This window comes from Mesorhizobium sp. L2C066B000 (assembly GCF_000502335.1).
Lineage (GTDB): Bacteria > Pseudomonadota > Alphaproteobacteria > Rhizobiales > Rhizobiaceae > Mesorhizobium.
Genome location: NZ_AYWZ01000026.1, coordinates 1 through 24388, shown reverse-complemented (window position 1 = coordinate 24388; position 24388 = coordinate 1). Strand labels below are relative to the sequence as shown.

The window sequence follows — 24388 nt, the reverse complement described above, 5'->3', positions numbered from 1 at the left end:
TCGAAGGCGCAAAATGCAGTCGGGAATACACCCGTGAACAGTGAAGCTGTCAGCGGCGCAACGAACGCACTGAATTCGTTGGCCCATGTTGAAGCGGCGCGCTGGGGCCGGGATTTGAGTACGCTGTTGCGCATCACGCGTATGAATCTGCGCCATCCGTGGCAGGTCGCCCTCGCTATGGGCTCGACGATCATGGCGGCAATCCTCCAGTTGCTCATTCCCCAGCTTCTCGGCCGGGCTGTCGACCAGACCCAGACAGCTATCGGGGGCGGTGTCGCGGGGGCTGCGGCAGGACAAGCGCTCTGGGCCCCGGCTCTCCTGCTGCTCGCCGTCAGCGCGCTACGCGGCGTTTTCACGATGGCGCAGAACTATTTTGCCGAAGCCGTCGGGCATCATGTCGCGTACGAATTGCGGCTCGCCTACTACGACAAGATCCAGCGTCTAAGCTTTTCCTTTCACGACCGGGCCCATTCAGGCGATCTGATAACCGCCGGAATGCTCGATCTCGAAGGCGTGCGGATGTATTTTTCCACCGGGCTCATGCGGGTGCTCCTGCTGACGATGCTGATCGGGATTGGCGCTTACATGATGATCTCGACCGATCCCGTGCTCGGCTTGGCCGCGCTCAGCTTCGTGCCTTTTGTCGCTTGGCGCTCATCGACCACACAGCTTAGGCTGCGCGCCACCTGGCTCGACCTCTATGAGCGCCTTTCGGTACTAAGCCGCGTGATGAAGGAAAATCTCGCAGGTATCCGTGTGGTCCGCGCTTTTGCGGCTCAATCCTATGAGATGCTGAAGTTCGACGGCGCTTCCAAGAACGCGCTCGACCTCGCCAACGATCTCGTTGACATCTACGTACCCAACACGTCGGCGATGACCTTGTCCTACTTTTTCGCAATGGGATTGGTGCTTGGGATCGGTGGCAACAAGCTCGTCGCTGGCGAGATCAGCGTCGGAACCATGGCGACCTTCCTGACCTTCATGACCATGCTGCAAATGCCAGTCCGCCAGATCGGTCTCATGGTCAATGCGTTTGCCCGCGCTTCTAGCTGCGGTTCGCGGCTTTTCGGTCTCCTCGATCAGGAGATCACCATCAGGGATGCTCTCGAGGCCAGACCGCTTGAGATAAGTGACGGCACTCTGCGCTTCCACAATGTCTCATTTGCCTACCCCAACGCCGAAAACCGCGCCATTCTGAAGAACCTCAGCTTTGAGGCCCGGAGAGGCGAGACGATCGCGATCGTCGGTCCGCCGGGTTCCGGCAAATCGACGATGGCTCATCTGGTCCCCCGCTTTTACGACGTGACCGGTGGCGCCATCACGTTGGACGGCCAGGACATACGCAATGTCACCCTCGAGAGCCTTCGCAAGGCGGTCGCGGTTGTACAGCAGGATGCGTTCCTATTCACCACAACGATCGAGAACAACATCGCTTATGGCGATCCCTGGGCGAAGAGACAGCGAATTGAACGCGCTGGAGAATTCGCCCAGCTCCACGACTACATCCTCGGGCTCCCGGCAGGGTATGAGACGGTCGTGGGCGAACGCGGCGTTTCTCTCTCTGGCGGCCAGCGCCAGCGTCTCACGATTGCTCGCACCATGATGCTGCGCCCCTCCGTCATCATTTTCGACGACTCGATGGCCGCGATCGATGCCGGCACCGAGCTGCGCATTCGCGCGGCGATGCGGCGCTTCGCAAAGGATCGGGTGACGATCATCATCGCGCACCGGCTGAGTGCGCTTAAGCATGCCGATCAAATCCTTTTTGTCGATAACGGCGAAATCGTAGAACGCGGCACGCATGAAGAGCTTCTGGCGAAGCGGGGACGCTACAGGGCCCTTTACGATCTCCAGACGTGCCCGGGTGATAGCATTATTAGCCAGGATGGGGGCGCCCGCTGATGGACCAGGGCCGCGGCGAACTCGAAGCCGAACCTGACGACGGGAGACGCCCTCCGCGCGCGGTCGTCGGCTCGCACCGGATCGAGGAGGAGATGTTCGGCCGGGCTTTCGACAAGAGCATCCTCCGTCGCATCTGGGGCTTCGTCCATCCCTACCGGGCAAAGGTAGTTGTCACGATTGTCGCGATGCTGATCTTCACCGGGACGCAGCTTCTCATCCCCTTGATCATCCGCTACGCGATCGACCTCGGCATGAACCCGGCAAGGCCCGATCGCTCAGCCCAGCTTGCGGCCGTCGGCGCGTTCCTTTCGGCGATTTTGGTCAATTTCGCCGCCGGCTACATGCAGGAAGCCTTGGATGGGAAAATGGCCGAAACTGTCCTGTTCGACATCCGCCGCGCCATGTTTGGCCATCTGCAAAAGGTTTCGCTCTCTTTCATGGACAAGACCGAGGTCGGACGCCTGATGTCGCGCCTGCAAGGCGACGTTAACTCCATACAGGAGTTCCTGGAAACCTCGGTATATTCCCTAGGCGATGTTGCGCTTCTCTTCGGCATCGTTTTCGTAATGCTGTGGCTCGACTTTCGCCTCGGCCTCCTGACGCTATCGGTTCTGCCGATCCTGGTGATCGTCCGCATTGTCTGGTTGCCGCGTGCCCGCGACGCCTTCATGGCTGCACACGAAACCAATTCCGTCGTCAATGGCGCGCTGGCCGAAGCCATTCACGGCGTGCGGACCATACAGTCAATGGACCGCCAGCAGGTGAATTTCAGTCTTTTTGACGATCGGGCCCATGCCAACCTCAGGACCCACCTGATCGCTGCCAGATATGCACTGGTCATGGTGCCCATCGTCGATGGCATCACCGGCCTCGCCTTGGCCGCCGTTATTGTGGTCGGCGGCTCGATGGTCATGAATAGCCGTATAGATGTGGGCGTGTTGGTAGCCTACCTATTTTACATCCAGCGCTTCTTTGACCCGATCCGCTCACTCACCCTGCAATATTCGGTCATGCAGCGCGCCATGGCCTCAGGCAAGCGCCTGACGGATGTGCTCGACGTCAAGATCGATGTTAAGGACAAACCCAATGCCGAGGTGCTTTCGCCCGAAATGGACGGCTCGGTCGAGTTTAGGGACGTCACCTTCGGCTACGATCCGAACCGTTCGGTTCTGAAAAATGTCTCGTTCAAGGTCAATCCGGGCGAGACGGTCGCACTAGTCGGACCGAGCGGTTCTGGCAAATCGAGTGCGATGGCCCTGGTCCACCGCTTCTATGATGTTCAGCAGGGTCAGGTGCTGGTCGGCGGACATGATGTACGCGACCTCACCCAGGAATCGCTCGGCCGCCAGGTCGCCATGGTGCTGCAGGAGCCATTCCTGTTCACCGGGACGGTCTTCGAGAACATTCGATACCAGAAGACGGAAGCCACGCGCGACAAGGTGATCGAGGCGGCCAAGGCTGTCGGCGCGCATGACTTCGTCATGAGCCTCGCCGACGGGTATGAGACCCAACTTGGCGAACGCGGCGACAACTTATCTCTCGGCCAGCGCCAGCTTATCAGTTTCGCCCGCGCCCTCGTCGCTGACGCCAAGATCCTCGTGCTCGACGAAGCTACCGCCAATATCGACAGCTACACGGAATTGCAGATTCAGAAGGCTCTGATCAAGCTGCTTGAAGGGCGGACTGGCCTCGTCATCGCCCACCGTCTCGCCACGGTCCGGGGGGCCGACCGCATCATCGTGCTTCAGAATGGCCAAGTTATTGCGACTGGCAACCACGATGAGTTAATAGCCATGGGCGGCCTGTATTCCAAACTCTACTATCTCAACTACGCCTCCTTCGACGACCTTCCCGAACACGATACCACCGTCCAAGCTGGCTCTCAGACCTGACATCTTGGCGGCCTTGTGGTAGTGGCGTTGACTTTCGGGCGTGTCGGCAGACCACTCAGGCCACCGCATCCGGCCAGCAGCCAGCACTCAAGAACGAGCACTCCTCGCAATTCGTGAAGACCGGCTGCGAACGATTTCCTCCAGCATCGTATCCGACCGCGGTGCACCACCATCATCGGGCGAGCTCGCTGGAGGTGTTGGCTGGGCGTCGCAAAGCCGCTCGCGAGCGCGCCCTCAATAGCGCCGTAGCGAGTGACGGCTTTGCCACCGACGGGCCGCTGATGAAGCTGGATTAGTGGGCGCCGCACCGACGCCGCCCCGGGCGAGAAGAACCTCCTGCGGCTGGCTATGGGCAACGACTAGCGCCAGCGCGACGAGCAGACGCGTGCCGGCATCGTGACGCGCTCGGCTACCCTCTCCTTAGGATCGTGCATGTTCACACGATGGCCCAGACGCCAGCCAACGCACAAGCTGGTATTCTGTGCCGCCTGCTCGTCGTCAGTTTGGCCTCCTCCCGATTGCCCGCCCCACCACGTGCAAGCTCGAGCACATGGTCAGCCAAGTCGAGCCATGATTTCGGACTGAATGGTCCTCGCGGTGTAAAGGGAAGCATCTAGCGGCAGATTTCCAAATGCCATTTGACAAAGCAGGTAGTTGGCACCTGCCTCTTCCAACTGATCTAGCAGAGCTTTTCGCACAGACTCTGCTGATCCTACCACGCACAATTCACTCTCGACTGCCGCATCGAAGGTTAGCGGCAAGTTTGGTGGAGTGGGGATAGCGTTAAGCTCGTAAAGGAATTGGAAGCTCTTGAGCCAGCGTGCGTAAGCAGGTGCCGCGAGCGAATAGGCATGTGTGTCACAACGCCCAATCACGACCATGCGGAGCAATCCGACAAATCTCCCTTGATCCCCCCCGCCTGCGTTGTCCTCTCGATAGGCGCGGAACGCATCAGTAGTTTTGCGAACAGAAGAGGAAGGTCCTACACACGCGATATTTGTTCCATTCGCAGCGGCCCAAGCTGTGGACTCGGGTCGATTGGCAGCGACCCATGTGGGCGGATGTGGACGCTGATGAGGTCTCAGCGTCAAAGGAACGTCATTGAGATCAAAATGGCGGCCTTGATAGCATAGCGTGCCGACCTCCCTCGAATTCACAAGTATTTGCATAAGAATTTCGCTGGCTTCGGCATAACGGCCCGGCACCGCGTCCGCACCAATCCCGAAGTAGCCCAATTCGGTCGGGAGAGCACCGCGCCCTATGCCCAGTTCGAGCCTGCCACCGCTCAACTGGTCCAGCATACAGATCTCTTCGAACGCACGCAGCGGATGATAAAGCGCAAGCAGCATCACCAAGGGTCCGAGACGCAAGCGCCGGGTGCGCTGGGCGACGCTCGATAAGAACAGATTCGGCGATGGGCCTCTCCCATGGGGAGTACAGTGGTGTTCTGCGAGATGATAGGCATAGAACCCTAGCTGATCGCACGCCTCTGCTAATATCAGGCGATCTTCGTACTGCCGGCCTATATCGCGGCCATCCTCATCCAAATGATCGAAGATGCCGAAAGCCAGGTTTGAAGGAAAGACGTTTGTCACTCTTTAAGTCCCCGATTTTAAAAGCAGGCTGTTTTCTTGCTGGGATCACCAGCAAGTCGGAAGAGATGTGTGTGATCGCCGATTAGCGTCAGCGTAACGAAGAAGCAGAGCCTGACGCTTCCCTGCCTCTGGAGCTTGGCACCGTTAAGCTTCCAGCAATGTCGCCAGCGGCAGCAAGAAATTCATCCATCTGCTCTTTTGTGCCGATGCTGACGCGGATACAGTGTTCCAAGCCTTTGTCCGGAAAAAACGCGACAAGTATCTTTTGCCTCTCCAATGCTGCTTGCCACCATGAGCCGTCCTGTCCCGCGGGCACACGGGCCAGCAAGAAATTTGCGCGGGAGGGTGTTACGGAAAATCCGAGTTGCGATAGTGCAACTGTCACTCGCTCTCGTTCATCCTTGATGTGCTTGTGGTTGTCTGCGTAGGCGCCGCGATGTTCAAGCACGCTGATACCAACGGCATGCCCGATCACGTTCATGTTGAAGACGTTCTGGATGTTTCGCAGCCTTCCAATAATTTCAGGGTGACCGAAACCGAAACCGACGCGAATGCCGGCGGCGGCATAGCTTTTCGAGAATGACCTCAAGACCAGAAGGTTCGAATACCGGTTGATGAGGCGCAGTCCGTGATCGGGTGCAAAGTCGACGTAGGCCTCATCGAGGACAATCAAGCGGTCCGATTGTGCTACGAGGCGTTCGATATCGCTTATCGGGAGGAATGTTCCGGTCGGATTGTTTGGATTGGCCAACATAATAAACTTGGCGTCTTTTGCCGGACCAGAAAGCAATTGCTCCATTGGCAGGGAATGAGCTTGACATCCGATTTCGAGGAACTCAGCGCCCTCGAGCATGGCAAGTTTGCGGTTGAACGAAAACCCTGGCGACATCATCGCAACCTTGTCGCCGGGTGCGAGGAAAGCTCTGTAGATCAGTCCGAGCAGTTCAGACGACCCGTTGCCAGCGATGACCTGATCCCTGGAAACGCCATAGGCGCTGGACGCTGCTTCCCTCAGTCTGAAGTTATCGTCATCCGGATATAGATACTGGTGCTTGAGGGCCGCCACTGCACTTTGCATTATGATTGGCGGCAACGGAAACGGGTTCTCATTCGTATTCAGCTTGATAAAATTTGCGTCCGGCGCTGGTCCGTTGGACGGCAGAGCATCCAACTGTCGTGTCACTTGCGAAAGAGCCGAAAGCACAGTTTGCAGTTTTGCGTCGGACATATTTAACTCCGTTTCAGTCACACAGGGGCATCCGCATGAGCTCGCAACGAGAGCAACATGGCGGACGGGATTGGACGATGGCAGGGTTGCCTTTCACACAATGGTCGCAGCGCCGGCTGACATGGGAATTCAGCCAGCTGTCCTCGGTCGAATCGAGTTGACGCGCACGCGGATCTGCATCGCTGCGCGGCGCCAAGGCGCTAAGCTGCTCAGCTCATGCCCAGGGTCATGCTTTCAAAGACGCTTGATCTCGACGCCGTATTTCCTCAGCACGTAGCCAATCTGGCGCGGGGTCAGCCCAAGCAAGCGCGCTGCCTTTGCCTGCACCCAGCCACATCTTTCCATGGCAGCAATGACGCGCTCTATATCGGGCGTCCTCGCGCCAATTGGGTGGGATGCGCCGGCAAGTGGGTTAGTCGCGGCCGAACTGGCGGCCTCGTCCGGGGGCGTGGCCAAATTCGCTGACTCCGGCAGGATCGGCGGTGGTTGCAGCGCGGCCTTGCCCGATCTGCACTTCCACAGCGCCTCGGCAAAGCATTGGCCTTGGGAGCAGGCAAAGTCGTTTCTCCCGATTGACAGTCCCTCGGCCAGGATCGCTGTCCGGTGCACGCAATTTTCAAGCTCGCGAATGTTGCCGGGAAACTCACATTTCATCAGCACTTCAATCGCACGCGGATCGAAGGTGAGCGTACAGCCGTTCTCGTCGTTGAACTTCTTGAGAAACTCAGCTGCGAGGAGCGGAATATCGCTGCGCCTTTGGCGCAATGCTGGTACCAGCAAGGGAACCACGTTGATGCGGTAGTATAGGTCGGCGCGGAACTCATTCCTTGCAACCGCCTCTTCCAGGTTCCTGTTCGTGGCGGCAATCACGCGAACATCGACCTTGATGGTCTGATTGCTGCCGACGCGCTCAAACTCCTGCTCCTGCAGCACGCGCAGTAGCTTTGCCTGGAACGAGGCCGAGATCTCGCCGATCTCATCCAGAAACAACGTCCCCTTGTCAGCGAGCTCAAAACGCCCCTTGCGGGAATTGAATGCGCTTGTGAAGGCACCCTTCTCATGACCGAACAATTCGGATTCCAGGACTGTCTCTGGGAGCGCTGCACAATTGAGTTTAACGAAGGGCCGCTTGGCGCGCGGCGACAACTCGTGAATTGCCTTGGCAGCCAGCTCCTTCCCGGTACCGGACTCACCTCGCAACAGAACTGTGGTTTTTGCCTTCGCTACGACCGCGATCTTCTCCAGCAGGGCGCTTATAGCCGGACTGTCACCAATCATCCCCTCGACGTGGACCTTTTTGCGCCGGGGTGCAGGGTGCTTAACATCAGAAAATTTCGTTTGCAGCCGATGTTCCAGCTCCGGCGTTCGCTCGCGGTCGACCGCGGAGAAGCGATGCAACTTGACTGTCTGTCCCACCATGTTGGCAATCATGGTAAGCAGCCGGACATCATCGTCGAGCCGATAGCTTGACCTGCTTTCCAAAACCCGGTCCAAAGTCAGCGCGCCTATGGCGTTCCCATCAACACGAATGGGAACGCCGATGAACGACACGGTGTCGGAGGCCCCAAGCACCTCGATATCAGCGGCAGTGAAGGTCGGATGCATCACTATGTCGTCGGCGACAAGCGGCGTGTCGGTCGTCACAATCTGGTCGATGGCGTTGCGCGGCAGGCGCGAGCGGGAGGGCTCATTGCCGTTCGTGCCGCAGCCGCTGGCCACTGTGATGTCCAGTCCGCCCTCGGCATCGCAGAGAGCGATGATGCCGTGCCGCATCTGCACAAACGAGTGCAGGAGATCGACTACCTTGGCCAACTTGAGTTCGAGCCGGGCGGCATCGGCGAGTACTTTCGATATTTCGAAGATGCCGGTTAGCGCGCGCTCGTGCAATGCCACATTCGCAGGATTCGTGTCGGGCTTTGGACAACCCTTTATCGCATTCGGCAGCGATATGCCGCAGTCGCGGGCATTCTGTTCTGACTTGCTAATGTTGTGGTGCATGTGATCCTCGATCTCGCGCCATCAAATCTAGGCTGGCGGCATGTGCGCCCGCGACGTCGCGGGCACGGGCGAAAATGCTCCGACGTGAACTCGTGCCGCCGCCGTGTGGTCGAGTGCAAAGCGGGTCTAGCCCTGACGCATCGCTTGGCTACTCCCTCACGAGGCTTGGCCATGTTATTGGCTTGCCCCGGGCAAACACACGTTGTTTTCAAAAGACTGGAGCGAGGCGGCATAGTCAATCGAGCTTTCTTTCATCTGTGAAAGGAAACCTCGCGGCTTATGATAGGATTCATCAGTTCTATCTTTGCGTTGAAGCAGAAATACCTGGGCCGGCCATGCCTTGCCCGAGCGGCTGACCGCGCGGTGTGTAAATGCGGGGCCGTGCCATTCACCAGCGCCCGCGAAGGAGGGGCGGGAGCGATAATAACAGCCAACGGCACTGGTCCGTTGCCGCAAGCGCCATCTTTCTCGAGTTGATCAGGCGGCGGCGATGTCGCGTGTGAAGGCGCGAAGCTGGCGTCGAGTACGACTTCGTAGGCGGTGCTCGCAACTTCTGAATCGCATCGTCGTGGTCAGCACCATCACCGGCCTGGGGCCGAAATCGGCACACTCAATGAGCGTATCGAAAAGTCTGAACAGATTACGATGCGACCGCTTGAAAACGGCTGCCCGTGCTGCGGGCGTTGATTTGCAAAATGGGTCGTCCAAAAGGCCGTCCGAATTTATTCTGTGATTGCAGTGGCTGCATGGTCGTAGGCTGTCTAGAAACGAGCGCTTCCGAAAAGGGGTAAGTTAGCCTGTCATCTGGACGGCCTTGAACAGGCGACTTATTGGTACCCGCTGGCGCCAACGATGGGGCCCGGTCCAAAGCCGGCTAACGAGGAACCCACCACGCTCTGTGCAGCAAAACCGCTAGCCAGAGGGATCGACCGGCAGCACTCTGCCACAGACCATCAAGGGCGTTGGGACCGCGGCCTTGCCCGCTGGTCTGACACCGCATTCCTCCATCATTGGCGAGCCCACATCAGTTCAGGTGATCGGATTCATCTGGCATGGGTATTGCGGCGGCGTTGGTGCAGCGTTCGACCGGAGCGCCGCGATAGGGAGAAGCCCGGGAGAAGTCACGCCACCTCGATCCGGTCAGGGAGAGAGAAACAGTGTCAGCTGCACAAGTCCGCGGCGCGAGTCCCGCGCCCCGCAAACCCTTCTACACCAAGCTCTACGCCCAGGTGCTTGCCGCCATCGCGCTCGGCGTCGCAATTGGCTATTTTTATCCGGAGACCGGCGAGAGCCTGAAGCCGCTGGGTGATGCCTTCATCAAGCTGGTCAAGATGATCATCGCGCCTGTCATCTTCCTGACAATTGCGACCGGCATTGCCGGCATGAACGATCTTCATAAGGTCGGCCGGGTCGCCGGCAAGGCAATGGTTTATTTCCTCACCTTCTCAACGCTCGCGCTGATCGTCGGCCTCATCGTCGCCAATGTCGTCCAGCCTGGCGACGGCCTGAACATCGATCCGGCCTCGCTCGATGTCCAGGCCGTGAATACCTATGCCGCAAAAGCCAAAGCGCAGTCGGTCACCGGCTTCCTGATGAACATTATCCCGCCAACGATCGTCGGTGCCTTCGCGGAAGGCGACATCCTGCAGGTGCTGTTCTTCTCGGTTCTGTTCGGCATGGCGCTTGCGATGGCCGGAGAGACGGGCAAGCCTGTCGTTTCCTTCCTCCAGGCGCTCATTGTGCCTGTCTTCAAGCTCGTCGGAATTCTGATGAAGGCCGCGCCGATCGGCGCTTTTGGCGCGATGGCCTTCACCATCGGCAGATATGGCATCGGTTCGGTAGTCAACCTCGCGATGCTGGTCGCGACGTTCTATTTCACCGCCTTCCTCTTCGTGTTCGGGGTTCTCGGCGCAGTCTGCCGTTACAACGGCTTTTCGATTTGTTCTCTCATTCGTTACATCAAGGAAGAGCTGCTGCTTGTCCTCGCAACGTCCTCCTCGGAGGCGGCGCTCCCGTCGCTGATGGAGAAAATGGAAAAGGCGGGCGCCAGGCGTTCGGTTGTGGGTCTCGTCATCCCGGCCGGATATTCGTTCAATCTGGACGGCACGAATATCTACATGACGCTAGCGGCTCTCTTCATCGCACAGGCGACGAACACGGATCTGTCCATCGGCGATCAGGTGCTGCTGCTGCTCGTAGCAATGCTTTCCTCCAAGGGCGCTGCAGGTGTGACAGGTGCGGGCTTCATCACCCTGGCGGCTACGCTCGCGGTAGTTCCGAGTGTTCCCGTTGCTGGGATGGCACTGATACTCGGCATCGACCGATTCATGTCCGAATGCCGGGCGCTGACGAATTGCGTCGGCAACGCAGTGGCATCCCTCGTCGTCGCACGCTGGGAAGGAGAGTTGGACCGAGCACAGATGAAAGCTGCCTTCAGCGGTCATCAGCTTACCGAGGCATCAAACCGGCTACCCTCCTGCAAGTAAGGTGGGCGGCCCACGACCTGTGAAGTCGCTTAGCTGGTCACATAACTGAACGACCGACCCGCAGCCTCTAAACGGCTCCTCACGGACCATGTATCAGAAGCGCTAAATGTGTGAGTGCAAATCGTCACCGCCCTTTAAGCGAATGAGCCTTTCAGTATACCCGGCCGGTTTACGTCTGCAATGATGTTCGTCCAACACGCTGTGCCCATTCGTATGGGGACGTCTTCACTTTGCCACCCGAAACCGAAACGCGTTAGGCGGACAGAGAGCCGGCCCGCGTCAAAAACCAATCAGAATAGGACCTATGACCAAGCGCCCCACAATTGCCGATCTCGCCCGCGAAGCCCGAGTCAGCGTAGCAACGATCGATCGGGTTCTGAACGCCCGCCATCCGGTGCGCGAGGAGACCGCGCGGCGGGTCCACGACGCCGCCCAGGCGATCGGCTATCATGCTGCCGGGCTAATCAAGCAGCGGTTGCGGCGAGACCTACCGCACTACCGTCTGGGCTTCATCTTGAGAAAACCGGCCCAGCATTTCTACCAAGATTTTGCGCGCGAGGTCGAAGCATCGGTCAATTTGGCCCAGTCCTTCCACGGCATTCCGCTCGTCGAATTCGCCCCGTCACATATGCCGAGCGACCTGATCGCGCCGCTCAAGGAGTTGGGCGCACGCTGCCATGCAATCGCGATGGTGGCACCGGACCACCCGAAAATCACAGCAGCGGTTGAGGACCTCAAGGCCAAGGGCATTCCGGTTTTCTCGCTGCTTTCCGACTTCGCCGCCGGCGTGCGACAGGGGTATATCGGCCTCAACAACCGCAAGGTGGGGCGCACGGCCGCTTGGATGGTGTCCAAGGTCGCAAAACGGCCCGGCAAAGTGGCGGTGTTTGTCGGCAGCCATCGTTTCCAGGGGCACGAGCTCCGTGACGTCGGCTTTCGCTCCTATTGCCGTGAGAACGCGCCCACGTTCGAGGTGCTGGATCCGGTCATGAACCTCGAGAAGCGGCAGATCACCTACGAGGCAACGCTTGATCTCATGCAGCGGGAGCCCGAGCTCGTCGGCTTCTATGTCGCCGGCGGCGGCATGGAGGGCGCGATCTCCGCGCTCCGAGAAGAGGGCAAAAGTCGGGATCTCGTCGCGATCGTGAATGAAATCACACCTGAGTCTCGGGCAGCGCTTGCAGATAACATCGTCACGATGGCGGTCGCCACGCCAATGCGCCGGCTTTGCCAGGAGCTGATAACGCTGATGACACGGGCTATCGAGACCGGCACCGCTGAAACACCCGGACAGACATTTCTGCCGTTCGACATCCATCTGCCGGAAAATATATGAAGGCGGAAGCGCGAGGTAGATTGCCTAGATCCGCAGGGTCAACCTCCACCGGCTTCACTTGCCAACATGCCCCACGTTCTCGTGCAGGGGGTGTGGTCAATGATCCCGCACGGCAAGAGCCGAGCGAGGCCAGCACAGTCCATTTGGGGTCGACCTCGTCGACCGCCATCTCCTCGCCTGGCTGCACGTGAAAAGCCGCGGCACAGCCGGCAAGGTAGGAATTTAACCGGGCTAACCATCTTCTGGGACTCCGCACGCAAATCGAGGCGGCAGTCAATTCAGTAGCAGCCCGGGCGTGTGTTCTGCTCGTTCCGGCCCCTCGCACTTAGCAAGGAACTGCGCCGCTCTGCCGGGCCAAAGGCCCGACGCCCGAAGGGCAACCGCTCCTACGCGATCGCGTCCGCCTCCAGAAGCCGCCATCGAAAAGAATGCTCGCGTCGTCACCACCTACGGCCAAAGCGGGCAATCAAGGCAGCTGGCATCACTCTGCCACACATCCTCGACGAGCAACTCGCCTGAGATCAGCCCCAGAACGTAGGTAACACGCGCCGCGCCGGCGCTTGTCGAACATGCTGATCAGCCTGTCTTACAGGCGGTGATTAAGTGGGGCTCAACATCTTCCGGGACTTCGCACGCGATTTCGAGGTGGCAGTCGGTACCAAGAAACGAAAGGTCGGATCGGCGTGCCCGAGACGCTCAATGATTTCAGGCAAAGGCGCCAGGCGAGATGCCTCCTGCAACATCATTTCCCGCATCCACATGCTTGCCGGATCACTGTTGTGAAGCTCAGGCCATTGGACGGCTTCCGTGAATGCAGGAGGAGGAAGTGGCGGCGGAAGTTGGACAATCCGCAGGGGTGTTGTTTTTGCGAAATGCTGCGCCAGCCGTAAGGGCATAGTCCCGATGCGGCTGGTGCCTGACAGGACGGGCGGGATCAGGCTAAAGCCCTGTACGACAACTTCGATACGTCTCTCGAAACCGTGCTCGAGCAAATACCATTCCTCCATGGTGGGCTGCCGGGTGTGCCTGAATTTGAGCACAACATGCCCCATGCACAAGTATCGCTCGAATGTAAGTGGCTCCGACAGCTGCTTGTTCGTGCCGCAGCCTACGCCTACGAGCTTATCTTCGAACAGGGCTGCGCGAGGATGTTTCGACATGAACACTTCCGGCATAATCAGAAAATCAACGTCGCCGCGCCGGAGAAGCTCCTCGGGGTCGTCGCAAATAGGCAGACATTCAAAGCGAACGGCGGGAGCTTCCCGCGCAGCGCGCTCTACTATCTTCCTAAAAAATACGAGCGTGATGTAATCGGAAAGCATGATTCGGAAGAGACGATCCGATTGGGCCGGGTTGAAGGCGTCGGGGGAAATAATCGATAGCTGGATGTGCAGCAATGCGTCCCGGACTGCTGGGGCGAGCCCGTCGGCGCGCGGCGTCAAAATGAGCTCGCGGCCGTTCATCGTAAATAGCTCATCGTTGAAATAGGCGCGTAGCCGAGCAACGGCGGCGCTCATGGCCGGCTGGCTCAGGTTGATACTGCGAGCCGCGGCAGTGACTTTACGCTCCCTCATCAGAGCGTCCAGCACAACGAGGAGATTTAGATCCAGCCCTTTAAAACGCATGTCATGTTCTATCCAACGTGTGGATGCGTATCATTCAAACAATCAATTTTACGAATTTACGAGCCATGCATTAGAGGAACGGAAAGTGAGCGACGTCAAGCTCAAATCGACGACACGGGCCGGAACTCGAGAGAGTGTCTGGCTCACCTTCGCCAACGACAACGGCTGAGTACAGCCAACAACGCCGCTTTGGTCGAGTAATGCGGCCGCAAAAACCAATATGAAGAGAGGTCCTGAATGCGCCATCAGGTGCAGTGGAAGTTGTGCTGGGAAAACGAGTTGCAGCTCTCCGATCACGTTAAGCTCGCCGAGTTCTTTCGTGATACGTACGGGCCGACTGGGGCGTCCAACGCAGAACCGTTCGAAGGTAGTCGAAGCTGGGCCGGAGCCAGGCCTGAACTCCGCGTAATCGCCTATGATTCAAGCGGTGTAGCGGCTCACATGGGCATACTGCGCCGTTTCATCAAGGTCGACGCGGTCGACCTGTTGGTGGCTGAACTGGGCCTGTACGGGGTACGTCCGGACCTTGAGGGTCTGGGAATCGCCCATTCAATCCATGTCATGCTTCCAATACTGCAGGAGCTTGGCGTTCCATTCGCTTTCGGAACGGTCAGGGACGCGCTGCGGAATCATGTTGAGAGGTTCGGACGGCGATACAGCCCTATGGCCGTTTTGTCGGGAATTCGCGTGCGCTCCACCCGACCAGAGGCCCGCCTCGACCTGCCGCCCACACGCATCGATGACGCACTCACAATTGTTCTGCCAGTTGGACGGCCGATCAGCGAATGGCCCACGGGCACGATGATAGATCGGAACGGACCAGAGCTATGAGCCGGTCCGATTGCTTGTACGAAGTGCGCCGTGAGTGCTCTGACGGCACCGGCCGTCGAAGCGTTTATCTGACGTTTGACGATGGTCCCAATCCACTTTTCACACCGGAGATTCTCGACGTGCTGGCAGAGCAGCGGGTGCCGGCGACTTTCTTCGTCATCGGCGCCTACGCCTTAGAGCACCCATATCTAATCCAACGGATGATCGCAGAAGGGCACGAGGTAGGCAACCACACGATGTCTCATCCGGATCTGTACCAATGCGGTTTCGGCGAAGTGCAACGTGAGGTCTTTGAAGCGAACGACGCCATCATGAGAGCGTGCCCGCAGGCCTCGGTCCGCTTTGTTCGCGCGCCCTACGGCGCCTGGAGCGAAGAAGTCTGCACAGCATCACAGATCGCCGGGCTGGCGGCCCTTCATTGGTCCGTCGACCCTCGAGATTGGTCTCGCCCTGGAGTCGAGGCGATTCTCGATAAAGTGCTCGCCTCCGTCCGGCCGGGCGCAATTGTACTCTTGCACGACGGATGCCCTCCCGGCGAGTTGAGCCAGGGCGCTCACGCCGGCATGCGCGACCAGACGGTCACGGCGCTGTCCCGGCTGATTCCAGCACTGCGTGAGCGCGGATTTGTAATCCGCTCACTTCCTCAACATCACTGAACAACGAGATCCCATGACTCTTCTTGGTACAACCAGCACTGTGGCCATTTCGCTTTATGCACTGCTCTCGACTGCCTATAAGAGCATGCAAGGGCTTTATGCTATGCCGACAAAGGATTCGTCGGCGTTGGAGGTTCTCGCCGGCTCCGACAAACTGCCCAGCGTCGATGTCATCGTCCCCTGCTTCAACGAGGATCCGCGCACGCTTTCAGAGTGCCTGGCTTCCATTGCAGACCAAGAATACGCCGGAAGACTTCGGGTCTATTTGGTTGATGACGGTTCTGGAAATCGCGAAGCCTTAGGAACTGTCCACGAAGACTACGCGCGCGACCCCAGGTTCGACATCATTTTGCTTCCCGAGAATGTTGGAAAGCGCAAGGCGCAGATCGCCGCGATACGACGCTCATCAGGGGATCTGGTGCTTAACGTTGATTCAGACACGGTACTCGCGCCCGACGTCATTTCCAAGCTTGTACCGAAGATGCGAGATTCAGCGGTCGGCGCAGTCATGGGTCAGTTGACGGCCAGTAACCGAACCGAGAGTTGGCTGACCAGGCTGATAGACATGGAGTACTGGCTGGCTTGCAACGAGGAGCGCGCGGCACAGGCTCGCTTCGGTGCCGTTATGTGCTGTTGCGGCCCATGTGCCATGTACCGCCGGTCTGCGCTCCTTTTGTTACTGGACCAGTACGAGTCGCAATTTTTTCGGGGCAAGCCAAGCGACTTCGGTGAGGATCGCCATCTCACTATCCTGATGCTGAAAGCAGGCTTTCGAACCGAATACGTTCCGAGCGCCATCGCGGCCACAGTCGTTCCGAACAGACTCGGACCGTATCTGCGCCAACAACTCCGTTGGGCACGAAGCACATTCCGGGACACGCTGCTTGGGCTGCGCTTGCTGCCTAGCCTAAATAGCTATCTCACGTTGGACGTGGTCGGACAGAATCTCGGCGCGCTACTCCTCGCCCTATCGGTATTAACGGGCCTCGCACATTTCGCACTGACAGGCACTGTGCCTTGGTGGACAGGACTGATGATTGTGTCCATGACCATGCTCCGATGCAGCGTGGTAGCATTTCGTGCTCGACAATTTCGATTTCTTGGCTTTTCGCTGCACACGTTCATCAACGTCTTTCTCTTGCTTCCGTTGAAGGCCTACGCGCTGTGTACCTTGAGCAATAGCGATTGGCTGTCGCGAAGCTCTGCTGTCGCTACATCGAACACTGGGGGAAAACAGGCCCCCACCCAAGCTCCGATCACTGGTTCCAGCAGGGCAGAACTCTCGCCCCATTCGGCTCCGCTTCGCAGGCTCAATCTTGCGCGGGATTCTTCGGAATTAGTCCTGTCGGACAACATTTGCGGCGACGACTGACCGCAAATACCTAACGGACGAGAGGTGCACGAGTTTGACCCAGAACGTGAATCATCAGTTGCTTGATCGGGAATTGGCCGCCGACGATCCGTGGCGCCTCGACGGCAATCCATTCGAGCGGAAGCGCCACACGCAAATGCTCCAGCTGGCGCTTGCCCAAGGCTCCATTACAAATGCCCTCGAAGTCGGGTGCGCTGCCGGCGCATTCACGGAAAAACTAGTCCCCTACTGCCAAGGGCTCACCGTCATCGATGTCGTGGCGCAAGCGATTGCTCGAGCACGTCAACGGATAAAGGAGCCGTCGCGCATCAACTGGATAGTCTGCGATGTTCAACAGTTTTCGACCGACGAGTTGTTTGACGTGATCGTTGTGGCGGAGGTCCTCTACTACCTCGGAGACATAGCCGAGATGCGCGCGGCCGTCAAAAACCTGGTGCGGGTGCTTGCGCCAGGCGGGCATCTGATCTTCGGATCGGCAAGGGATGCTAATTGCCGTCGCTGGGGTCACGCCGCTGGTGCTGAGCCGGTCATCGCCATGCTGAACGAAACGTTGATCGAGGTAGAGCGGCTTGAGTGTCGGGGCGAGTCCGTCAACGAAGACTGCTTGCTCGTCCGTTTCCGGAACCCGATTTCCGCTTCCTGATGAATCTCGAATCTATCGCCGTTAACGTGGAGACACTATGCGCATCTGTGGTACCAAGCTGACCCATGATGGGGCGATCGCCCTGGTCGAGGATGGACGGCTCGTCTTCTGCGATGACCAGGAAAAGCGGCACAACGATCCGCGTTACCAATCCATCGATAATCTCGACGCAATTGTCGCCGCTTTAGCTGAGCAGCGGCTAGATCCTTGTGATGTCGATCAGTTCGTTATCGACGGCGGGGATGGCGAAGACGAGTCACAGTTTCAGGTCGGCAGGGAACCAAGAAACCGCCAGTTTTGTCGTCCCTCTCGGTAAAATGAACCCATGTCCATGATAGCGATCGACCTTACTGACGTAAGCAAAACTTATGACAAGCTCGTTGTCGACAGGCTGTCGTTCCGCGTTGCGGCGGGGGAATGCTTCGGGCTCTTGGGACCGAACGGCGCGGGCAAAAGCACGATTGCGCGTATGGTCCTCGGCATGACATCGCCTGATGCGGGGAAGATTACTGTGCTCGGCGCTCCAGTGCCGGCGCGCGCGCGTTTGGCACGTATGCGCATCGGCGTGGTCCCGCAGTTCGACAATCTTGATGCCGCGTTCACTGTACGCGAGAACCTGCTGGTGTTCGGGCGCTACTTCCGGATGAGCAGACGCCAGATCGATGCGGTCATACCATCGCTGCTTGAGTTCGCCCGCCTCGAGAACAAAGCGGATGCGCGCGTCGCCGAACTGTCCGGCGGCATGAAGCGGCGCCTGACGCTCGCGCGTGCGCTCATCAATGACCCGCACTTGCTGGTGATGGACGAGCCGACCACCGGCCTCGATCCGCAGGCCCGCCACCTGATCTGGGATCGGCTGCGATCGCTGCTGGCGCGGGGCAAGACTATTCTTTTGACTACCCATTTCATGGAAGAGGCCGAGCGGCTGTGCGATCGGCTGTGCGTTATGGAGGAGGGGCGCAAGATCGCCGAAGGTCGCCCGTCCGAACTCATTGACGAGCAGATCGGCTGTGACGTGGTCGAGGTCTACGGCGGCAATCCGCATGAACTGGGTGCGCTGATCCGGCCGTACGCACAGCGCATCGAGGTGAGCGGTGAGACGCTTTTTTGCTATGCACCCGATCCGGAGCAGGTCCTGGCGCAGCTACGCGGGCGCACGGGTCTACGCCTTCTGCAGCGTCCCCCCAATCTCGAGGATGTGTTTTTGCGGTTAACCGGGCGCGAGATGGAGGACTGAACAATGGGCGAACGTTATGCGGCGGGCATGCCCGCCAATGCGTGGAATTGGGTCGCGGTTTGGCGCCGCAACTATCTTGGATGGAAGAAAATCGGGCTTGCATCGGTTCTCGGCAACCTCGCCGATCCGATGATCTATCTGTTCGGTCTCGGCTTTGGCATCGGAACAATGATAGGTCCTGTTGACGGCTCTTCGTACATTGCGTTTCTCGCGGCTGGCATGGTTGCCACAAGCGTGATGGCATCGGCGACCGCTGAAACGGTCTACGGGAGTTTCGGCCGCATGGGCGACCAGCGCACCTGGGAAGGAATGCTATGCACTCAGCTGACGCTCGGCGATATCTTACTCGGCGAATTGGCGTGGGCAGCCACGAAGGCCCTCATGGCGGGCACAGCAATCACTATTGTTGCCACCACGCTCGGCTACGCATCGTGGCCATCCATCCTCTGCTTGCTGCCAGTCATCGCTCTCAATGGCCTCGCCTTCGCGAGTCTAGCGATGGTCGTCACAGCGCTTGCGCCCAGTTATGAATATTTCATATTTTATAATACGCTTGTTATTACACCCATGCTGTTCCTTTGCGGCGCGATGTTTCCGATCAACCAATTGCCCGGCGCTTTTCAGTATGCTGCCTCCTTATTACCGCTCGCACATGCAATCGACCTCATTCGTCCAGCGATGCTTGGCCGTCCGATTGACAAAATGGGCCTGCATATCGGCGCGCTTTGCATATACACAGTTTTGCCCTTCTTCTTTTCGATTGCTCTTTTTCGTCGAAGGCTGATGCGTTGACGCTACTCACCATTCGAATTGAATGTTTGGTCGCAACCCATTCACACGCCGCCTAGATCAAGACATGCGTTTTAAGGGACTCGATCTGAATCTGCTCGTTGTGTTGGACGCTCTGGTCAGGGAACGTAAAGTCACCGCGGCGGCCCGCAGTATTAACCTGAGCCAGCCGGCAATGAGCGCCGCCGTTGCTCGGTTACGCGCCTATTTCAGCGATGAGCTATTTACGATGAGCGGCCGCGAGCTCATTTTGACACCTCGCGCTGAGGGGCTCGCCCCAGCAGTCAGGGAGGCATTGCTCCACATCCAGCTATCGATTATTTCCTGGGACGCCTTCAACCCAGCCCAATCGGATCGTCGCTTCCGGATTATCCTTTCCGATTACATCACGCTCGTATTTTTTAAGAAGATCGTAGAACGTGCTGCGCGGGAAGCTCCCGCCGTCCGCTTTGAATGTCTCCCTATTTCCGACGACCCCGAGGAGCTTCTCCGGCGCGGCGACGTTGATTTTCTGATCATGCCGGAAGTATTCATGTCGAAACATCCTCGCGCAGCCCTGTTCGAAGATATGCTCGTGTGCGTAGGCTGCGGCACGAACAAGCAGCTGTCAGAGCCACTTACATTGGAGCGATACTTATCGATGGGGCAGGTTGTGTTCAAATTCGGGGACACCCGGCAGCTCTCCATGGAGGAATGGTATTTGCTCGAGCACGGTTTCGAGAGACGTATCGAAGTTGTCGTACACGGCTTTAGCCTGATCCCGCCCGTTGTATCAGGCACCAGCCGCATCGGGACCATGCCCTTACGGCTGGCGCAGCATTTCGCAAAAACAACACCCCTGCGGATTGTCAAACTTCCGCCGCCACTTCCTCCCGCATTCACGGAGGCCGTTCAATGGCCTGCGCTCCACAATAGTGATCCGGCAAGCCTGTGGATGCGGGAAATGATGTTGCAGGAGGGATCTCGTATGATTCCTCTGCCTAAGAGCACCGGACGTCTCAGTTGTCCCCAAATTGAGAAACTGCCCCCCCCTCGACTATGAGAGGAGGCATGGATGGCGATCCCCCGCCGCCTGCGACCCCGCAACTGCTCAGCAGAAGGGCGAAGCGAACGAGAGTGAATCCATTTCGTAAATGTGTGCCTATCCAAGCAATCGATTTCTGCAATTGTCCGATGACGAATATGAACGCGCCTGAAGGTGTGGAGCGGAAGCCTGTTCGGGCCCTTGCGGCCGACCACGATGAATCCCTTCCAAACCTTCAGCCGGACGGTGTTGTTGACCCGCTCCATTAAATGCCNTTCGGCGGGAGCACTGATCCTGAACCAGCGAGCGGATGCAGTCGGTTGCCGGTCGGGGAGCAATATAGGGAGCTGGGTCGCCAGCCTCCGGAGACTTACGTGACAACCATTCCTTAAAGGATTCAGCTTTGAGACCCTTCCCTCTGACTTCCGCGATTTGGGGCATTGTGTTGATCAGCGGCGTGGTCAACGTGCTTGCGCTCATCTCGCCGCTGTTCATGCTTCAGGTCTATGACCGCGTTCTGGCAAGTGGCAGCGTATCCACGCTGGTGGGGCTCNATCTCGCCGCTGTTCATGCTTCAGGTCTATGACCGCGTTCTGGCAAGTGGCAGCGTATCCACGCTGGTGGGGCTCGTCGTGCTCGCTGCGGGGCTTTATGCGTTCCAATGCCTGCTCGACATTTTGCGCGCCCGCGTGCTGCTGCGGATTGGCGAGCGTTTCGATGGACAGTTTTCCGGACGCGTTCACGATGCGATCGTTCGCCTTCCGCTTTCAACGCGCATGCCGGGCGACGGCTTGCAGCCGCTTCGCGATCTCGACAATGTTCGCGGCTTCTTAGGTGGAAACGGTCCGACAGCGTTCTTCGATCTGCCATGGATGCTGTTTTATCTTGGCATTTGCTTCCTCCTTCATTTCTGGATCGGCATGACGGCACTTATCGGGGCGGTCGGTCTCACATCTCTGACACTCCTTGCCAACACTCTCTCGCAAGGGCCGATAAGCGATACCGTTGCCCACAACATGGCACGCAATGGTCTGCTGCAAGCAGCGCGTTGCAATGCCGAGGTCGTGCAAGCTCTCGGTCTTGGAAAGCGGATCGCTGCCCGATGGCAAAAGGCCAATGCCAAGTTTCTGGCCGCCAACCGGAAAGCTGGGGACGTGGCAGGTGGGCTGGGTGCCATTTCAAAGTCGCTGCGCGTGCTGCTGCAATCGGCCATTCTTGCCGTCGGTGCGTACCTTGTCGTCAGGGAAGAGGCTACGGCCGGGGTCATGATTGCCAGTTCGATCATGATGGGGCGTGCGCTGGCTCCGGTCGACCTCGCCATTTCAAGCTGGAAACCCTTCCTCATGGCGCGCCAGGGTTGGGCGCGACTGGAGGACCTCTTGGAAAAGGTTCCTGAAACCGCTCCTGTTATGCTAATGCCTGCACCTGAACGCGAACTGCGCCTCGAAAGCGTGACAATCGTTCCGCCCGGCGAAAGCAAGCCGACCGTGACCGGCCTTGCGTTTGCCATTCAGGCGGGAAGCGCACTCGGGGTCATCGGCCCGTCGGGCTCGGGCAAGTCGACACTCTCGCGCGCCATCGTCGGCGCATGGACGCCGGTCGCCGGGAAGGTTCGCATNCGCGGCGAAAGCAGCGGGCACGCACGAACTGATCCTCCGATTTGAGCACGGATACGAAACTCCGATTGGTGAGGCCGGATCGGCACTTTCCGCCGGGCAGCGTCAGCTTATCGGTCTTGCCCGGGCCCTTTATCGAGACCCTTTCCTTGTCGTGCTGGATGAACCCAATGCCCATCTCGACGCGGAAGGCGAAGCTGCAGTCGTTAATGCGATCGCCTCCGTGCGCGAGCGCAAGGGCATTGCGGTTGTCGTCGCCCATCGGCCGAGCGCCATCCGCGCCGTCGATTTGGTGTTGGTGATGGAAGGTGGACGGCAGCGATCATTCGGTGCGCGTTCCAAAGTCCTGAAGGCCATCGAGTCTACACAGGATCACGTGGCAGAGCGCGCTGACATGGAGGATCCCGGTGTCCGGCATTCATCAGAACAATGACGTTTCGAGTCCATTCGCCGGCACCTGGTGGCGGGCCTTCTGGCGAGCGTGATCTTTGTGGGAGGAGCCGGAGCCTGGGCGACCTTCACGAATCTCTCCGGTGCGGTTGTAGCGTCCGGACACTTTGTCGTCGTTTCCTAGTGAGAAGATACAGCACCCGACTGGCGGGGTGGTCGGAGAAATCCTGGTGAACCCGGCATTTCGTACTACCTGGTGCGCCTGTCGGTTCCGATCTCGGCTCGCGCGAACGCGCTCCCTAACGTTCCATTGCTCGCAATGGGCAGTGCCGGCGCGACTCGGCAACACAGCCCCATGCCCGTTCTTCCGAGGGCGGCCCAACCAGGACGACCGGTTGCCAAGTTTTCCTGGACCGTTCTTTGAGTGTGAATATTCGGGCCGATTGCCTGGGGCGTGTCCCCGCCGCCTGCGAGCCCGCAACTGCTCAGCAGAAGGGCGAAGTGAACGAGAATGCATCCATTTCGTAAATGTATGCCTATCCAAGCAATCGATTTCTCCAATTGTCCGATGACGAATATGAACGACTCAGGCAGGGGCATCATTAGGAGTATTTTCAATGGCAAAGATTATCGAAGGTGGCCCGGGTTCCGAAACACTCCTCGGCACCGAGGGTGTTGACTGGATCGAGGGTTACCAGGGCGGTGACTGGCTTGACGGTCGTGGCGGCAACGACGAGATCTCGGGTGGCGCGGGCAGTGACCGAGCCATCGGCGGCGAGGGTAACGACCGCATCTTCGGCGGAGATGGCTGGGACGATCTCTCCGGCGACAACGGCCGCTTCAACGCGCGCGTCTCCGGTGAGGACAATGACAGGCTCAGCGGCGGACCCGGCCAGGATGTCCTCTACGTGGGTGACGGCCAGGACACGTTGACCGGGGGCAGCGACAGTGACACGTTCGTGTTCCAGTTCCACAATCCGGTGCCTGGGGTTGTCGGGTCGACGTCGGACATTACCACTATCACCGATTTCAACCCGGCGGAGGACAAGTTCGCCTTCGATGCGGTAGGCCTCTACAACGACGGTTTTGGCGCGAACTTCGTCAACAACGCCAGCATACAGTCCGGCTACCCGGTGAGCAGCTTCTACAGCGGTGCGGCGTCGGGTGCGAACGGCGAACACGTCGTGGTGATCACTGGTGAATCTTTCAACTCTGCTAATGAGGCGGCGAGTGCGATTTCCGGCGAGCACGCCGGCGACATCATTGTCTACCAAAGCAGCTACACTGACAGAGTTGCAACTCTGGCCTATGTCACCGCCGACGGCAGCGCGCACGAGTTCGCCCACCTGGGCGGTGTAGTCACCGTGGCCGACCTAGGCCTGACCGCGTCGGACTTCACCTTCGTTTGATCCAGAAAACCCATGCGGAACCGCGCCCGCCCCGCCCCCCGGGCGGGCGCTTTCCCGTCCGTTTCCGCTACTTGCCATGGGCCGGGGCGCCTGGGAGCAGTCAGCGTGTACAGTGACGAAGCCCTGCGCGTCGCGCTGGTCGTGGACCGAAATCTCCTGAAGGTGTGGAGGCGGAAGCCTGTTCGGGCCCTTGCGGCCGACCAGGATGAATCCCTTCCAAACCTTCAGCCGGACGGTGTTGTTGACCCGCTCCATCAAATGCCGGGACCAAACATATTCGGCGGGAGCACTGATCCTGAACCAGCGAGCGGATGCAGTCGGTTGCCGGTCGGGGAGCAATATAGGGAGCTGGGTCGCCA

17 protein-coding genes and 3 pseudogenes are annotated in these 24388 nt (G+C 58.7%); 16 read left to right on the top strand and 4 right to left on the bottom strand.

Features of this window, described 5'->3' with window-relative positions; genetic code table 11:
- Positions 1-33 precede the first annotated feature (33 nt).
- Positions 34-1902, top strand: a complete 1869-nt coding sequence (locus X733_RS137690; RefSeq protein ID WP_023712675.1) for an ABC transporter ATP-binding protein — start codon at positions 34-36, stop codon at positions 1900-1902.
- Positions 1902-3794, top strand: coding sequence for an ABC transporter ATP-binding protein (locus X733_RS137695; protein WP_023727113.1), 1893 nt, complete (start codon positions 1902-1904; stop codon positions 3792-3794). The genes X733_RS137690 and X733_RS137695 overlap by 1 nt, the downstream gene beginning before the upstream one ends.
- A 554-nt stretch (positions 3795-4348) precedes the next feature.
- Here X733_RS137695 and X733_RS0136135 read toward each other — a convergent pair.
- The 3 genes from X733_RS0136135 to nifA form a co-directional block, all read right to left on the bottom strand.
- Entirely contained in the window at positions 4349-5389 is a 1041-nt protein-coding gene (locus tag X733_RS0136135) for an LLM class flavin-dependent oxidoreductase (protein WP_031194208.1), read from the bottom strand.
- A gap of 88 nt (positions 5390-5477) precedes the next feature.
- Complete coding sequence (hisC, locus tag X733_RS137700; protein ID WP_031194207.1) at positions 5478-6617, bottom strand: histidinol-phosphate transaminase; 1140 nt, start codon at positions 6615-6617, stop codon at positions 5478-5480.
- 234 nt (positions 6618-6851) lie between these two features.
- Positions 6852-8615, bottom strand: a complete 1764-nt coding sequence (gene nifA / locus X733_RS137705) for a nif-specific transcriptional activator NifA (RefSeq protein WP_023820266.1) — start codon at positions 8613-8615, stop codon at positions 6852-6854.
- A gap of 1157 nt (positions 8616-9772) precedes the next feature.
- On the opposite strand from nifA, the gene X733_RS137710 reads away from it, so the two are divergent.
- Both X733_RS137710 and X733_RS137715 read left to right on the top strand, forming a co-directional pair.
- Positions 9773-11101 carry a dicarboxylate/amino acid:cation symporter gene (locus X733_RS137710; protein WP_023706359.1) on the top strand — a complete coding sequence of 443 codons (1329 nt, stop codon included), beginning with the start codon at positions 9773-9775 and terminating at the stop codon, positions 11099-11101.
- A gap of 304 nt (positions 11102-11405) precedes the next feature.
- A complete protein-coding gene (locus tag X733_RS137715; protein WP_023672231.1) occupies positions 11406-12437 on the top strand; it encodes a LacI family DNA-binding transcriptional regulator in 1032 nt (343 codons plus the stop codon).
- 599 nt (positions 12438-13036) lie between these two features.
- Here X733_RS137715 and X733_RS137720 read toward each other — a convergent pair.
- Entirely contained in the window at positions 13037-14062 is a 1026-nt protein-coding gene (locus tag X733_RS137720) for a LysR family transcriptional regulator (protein ID WP_023712679.1), read from the bottom strand.
- 237 nt (positions 14063-14299) lie between these two features.
- Between X733_RS137720 and X733_RS137725 the strand changes: the two genes are divergently transcribed.
- The 12 genes and pseudogenes from X733_RS137725 to X733_RS1000000170520 all read left to right on the top strand — a co-directional run.
- Positions 14300-14893 carry a NodA family N-acyltransferase gene (locus tag X733_RS137725; RefSeq protein WP_023694280.1) on the top strand — a complete coding sequence of 198 codons (594 nt, stop codon included), beginning with the start codon at positions 14300-14302 and terminating at the stop codon, positions 14891-14893.
- On the top strand, positions 14890-15549 hold the full coding sequence (gene nodB / locus X733_RS137730) for a chitooligosaccharide deacetylase NodB (protein WP_023724589.1): 660 nt from the start codon (positions 14890-14892) through the stop codon (positions 15547-15549). Before X733_RS137725 ends, nodB begins: the two co-directional genes overlap by 4 nt.
- A gap of 13 nt (positions 15550-15562) precedes the next feature.
- Entirely contained in the window at positions 15563-16921 is a 1359-nt protein-coding gene (nodC, locus tag X733_RS137735; RefSeq protein ID WP_023750024.1) for a chitooligosaccharide synthase NodC, read from the top strand.
- 34 nt (positions 16922-16955) lie between these two features.
- Positions 16956-17564, top strand: a complete 609-nt coding sequence (gene nodS / locus X733_RS137740; protein WP_023750023.1) for a nodulation methyltransferase NodS — start codon at positions 16956-16958, stop codon at positions 17562-17564.
- A 37-nt stretch (positions 17565-17601) separates the two neighbouring features.
- Positions 17602-17835, top strand: a pseudogene (locus tag X733_RS137745) (carbamoyltransferase N-terminal domain-containing protein); the annotation flags it as partial.
- Positions 17836-17889: 54 nt separating this feature from the next.
- On the top strand, positions 17890-18801 hold the full coding sequence (gene nodI / locus X733_RS137750; RefSeq protein ID WP_023685034.1) for a nodulation factor ABC transporter ATP-binding protein NodI: 912 nt from the start codon (positions 17890-17892) through the stop codon (positions 18799-18801).
- Between the two features lie 3 nt (positions 18802-18804).
- Positions 18805-19593 carry an ABC transporter permease gene (locus X733_RS137755; RefSeq protein WP_023820264.1) on the top strand — a complete coding sequence of 263 codons (789 nt, stop codon included), beginning with the start codon at positions 18805-18807 and terminating at the stop codon, positions 19591-19593.
- A gap of 64 nt (positions 19594-19657) precedes the next feature.
- Positions 19658-20632: a LysR family transcriptional regulator gene (locus X733_RS137760; RefSeq protein WP_023685036.1), complete on the top strand. Its 975-nt coding sequence runs from the start codon at positions 19658-19660 to the stop codon at positions 20630-20632.
- A gap of 385 nt (positions 20633-21017) precedes the next feature.
- Positions 21018-22663, top strand: a pseudogene (locus X733_RS01000000166865) (type I secretion system permease/ATPase).
- Positions 22638-22856 (top strand): annotated as a pseudogene (locus X733_RS1000000171135) (HlyD family type I secretion periplasmic adaptor subunit); the annotation flags it as partial. The pseudogenes X733_RS01000000166865 and X733_RS1000000171135, both read left to right, overlap by 26 nt.
- A 381-nt stretch (positions 22857-23237) precedes the next feature.
- Complete coding sequence (locus X733_RS137765) at positions 23238-24029, top strand: hypothetical protein (protein WP_023673926.1); 792 nt, start codon at positions 23238-23240, stop codon at positions 24027-24029.
- A gap of 105 nt (positions 24030-24134) precedes the next feature.
- Positions 24135-24388, top strand: a 254-nt coding sequence (locus X733_RS1000000170520) for a hypothetical protein (protein ID WP_032911551.1), incomplete at its 3' end; no start/stop codon positions are given.